Raw genomic sequence first — 2,174 nt, forward strand, 5'->3', positions numbered from 1 at the left:
CGCTCGAGTACGGCCCGCCATCGATGACGACGTTATATCCTTCAAATCGTCCATTGCCGTCGATCCCGTCATCGAAAGTGTGTATCCAAATCGCATCGCCCTGACCGACGTCGACGAAATGGATCTCAAGGAACGCGTTGGCGGGGATCGGCGCGCCCGCCGAGGGTATGTCTGGTGTCGACGAGGGCTCGATGAACTTTTTCGCGATCCACCCTTGGCGACCGTCAGAAAGCGTAATCTCGCGCCAATAGGGCTGTGTCCCGATGACCATCATTTCCGTGCCAGAGCCCAAGCAGGCAAACGCCGCGTCATCCACATGGGGTTGCGGTCGCACGTTCACACACCCGTCTACTTGTCGCACTCGGTATGGTTCGGGCGGATCGACCGGCTCTGCGTCTACGGACGCAACGACTACAAACAACAAGCCCGGAAGTATCGCTCCTGCAGTGCGCGCCGCGCTCTTGCCCCGTGGTGCGTAAACGTCCATGACATCCGTCCCCCACGTCCTTCGAATCGATTCATTATCTGAGGTCCAAGGAGCATCGCCAATGTCATACCTCGTAGCTATGCAGCCAACAAATCTCTTGCGGTGCCGCTTCGTCCTCCCGGCCCGATTCCCCAAACGTACGGCGGTCGGGAGCCTCTTGGAGGCGGATGCGAATGTCTTAGACCACGGCAACTGCTTGCGCTTTCTCCGCGAAAGTGCCCAACCAAACTCAAGGACCTAATTGCGCGTCACGTCAACCTCCGGAGGTAACGGGTACAAGCTGGTCGTTCTGACGTCCGAGCGATTTGGGATACAAACCGGACAGCGCAACTCGGTGATATCGAGCCTTGGTTTCTACAAAGCGGCTTTCCAAGTGGCCCGAGGTATTCGAACCCTCGGTGTTTCCTTGTATTTGAACGCGTTATAAAGGCAACGTGTCCAGATCGTGTCTATCGCTCAGCCTTGGCAAGTGCCTACGTGTTCGCCGCCCATCTGGAAATATTGAGTCAAATTCTGGGTGCGGTGAAGCGAGTGGGTCAGACGGAAACCGGGTGGGGGAACACTCAGTCGGCGGTGGATAAACCAAGGATATCGGCGAACCTGCGCGCTGCGATGATCTGAACCATCTCCACCTTTCTCAAGGACAGCAGGTCGCGTTTATCGCCTGTCACCAAATAGTCAGCGATGCCGGCAATCGCGGTGGCCAGAATGGGATTGTCGTCAGGGTCTGGCGATAACTCCACCTCCGGTAGTACTTGCAGTACGGTTGCCTGCCGCCGCAGGCCGTTCAGCAGCGTGCCTACCTCGGCAGGCTTGAGGTACTTCCGCAATTTCGAATAGCGGGAAACCCGGCGGAGCTCTTCGAGCTGCCAGTCAGAGGTGATCAGTTCGAAGGCTTTCTTGCGCCAGGCCCGATAGATCAAGTCGGGCGGCGTGCCAGACGTGATCAACGCGGCGAGCAGGATTCCGGTGTCGAGAACGACCCGCAAAACTGTCAGCCGTTGGCCAGAGCTTCGTCGATCGCCTCCAGGATCTCATCTTGCGAGTACTCCCGGTTGCGCTGCTTGACGTCCTGCATCGTCAGTGCGAATAGGCGCGCCTGGACCGCCTCCTCCACGAACTGGGAGAGATCACCCTTCTTCGTGCCACGCCGGCCCAGGTAGGCCCGCAGGGCCTTGTCCACGTCGTCCCGCACGACGATAGACCATCGGACGTTGCTCATCTGAGTTCTCCGAGGTGAATTCGAGCTCATAATGTACGCTTATCCGTATATGCACACAAGAGAATAGGCAGCATAAATCGTCTTTTCGGTGGGTCGACAGCGCGTAGCCCTGCTTGATCGGCGTCGGCACCCGCCGTCGGCCGCCCGCGCCTGCTCACACATCAGTGTGCACATCGGTGTCACACCCACGAATTCTTCCCAATGACTCCCTTGCCGGCGTGCCTTACCCCTCCCCGCCTGTGTCCCGGCCAGCCGCCGCCATGGCCGTGCCGCTGACGCCACAGCCCAATCCGGGTCATCCGGGGGTCACCCCGTCTCGTCAAAGAGCTCAATCAGCCCCCACCGCGGTGGCGCTCGACTCGGCGGCCGCCGGGTGGCTTCGCATTCAGCCCCTTGCGCATCCAGGTGGCCGAGGATCTTCTCGATGACATCTGCGTCCTCGATGCACGCAATGATCCGCATCGC

General features: G+C 59.4%; 3 protein-coding genes. All 3 read right to left on the reverse strand.

What is annotated here, in order from left to right:
- Positions 1-340, reverse strand: a 340-nt coding sequence (locus KDH09_01075; protein ID MCB0218259.1) for a hypothetical protein, incomplete at its 3' end; no start/stop codon positions are given.
- Positions 341-1,050: 710 nt separating this feature from the next.
- A complete protein-coding gene (locus KDH09_01080) occupies positions 1,051-1,476 on the reverse strand; it encodes a putative toxin-antitoxin system toxin component, PIN family (GenBank protein MCB0218260.1) in 426 nt (141 codons plus the stop codon).
- Between the two features lie 5 nt (positions 1,477-1,481).
- Positions 1,482-1,709 carry a hypothetical protein gene (locus tag KDH09_01085; GenBank protein MCB0218261.1) on the reverse strand — a complete coding sequence of 76 codons (228 nt, stop codon included), beginning with the start codon at positions 1,707-1,709 and terminating at the stop codon, positions 1,482-1,484.
- Positions 1,710-2,174: the final 465 nt, after the last annotated feature.

Source organism: Chrysiogenia bacterium (genome assembly GCA_020434085.1).
GTDB lineage: Bacteria > JAGRBM01 > JAGRBM01 > JAGRBM01 > JAGRBM01 > JAGRBM01.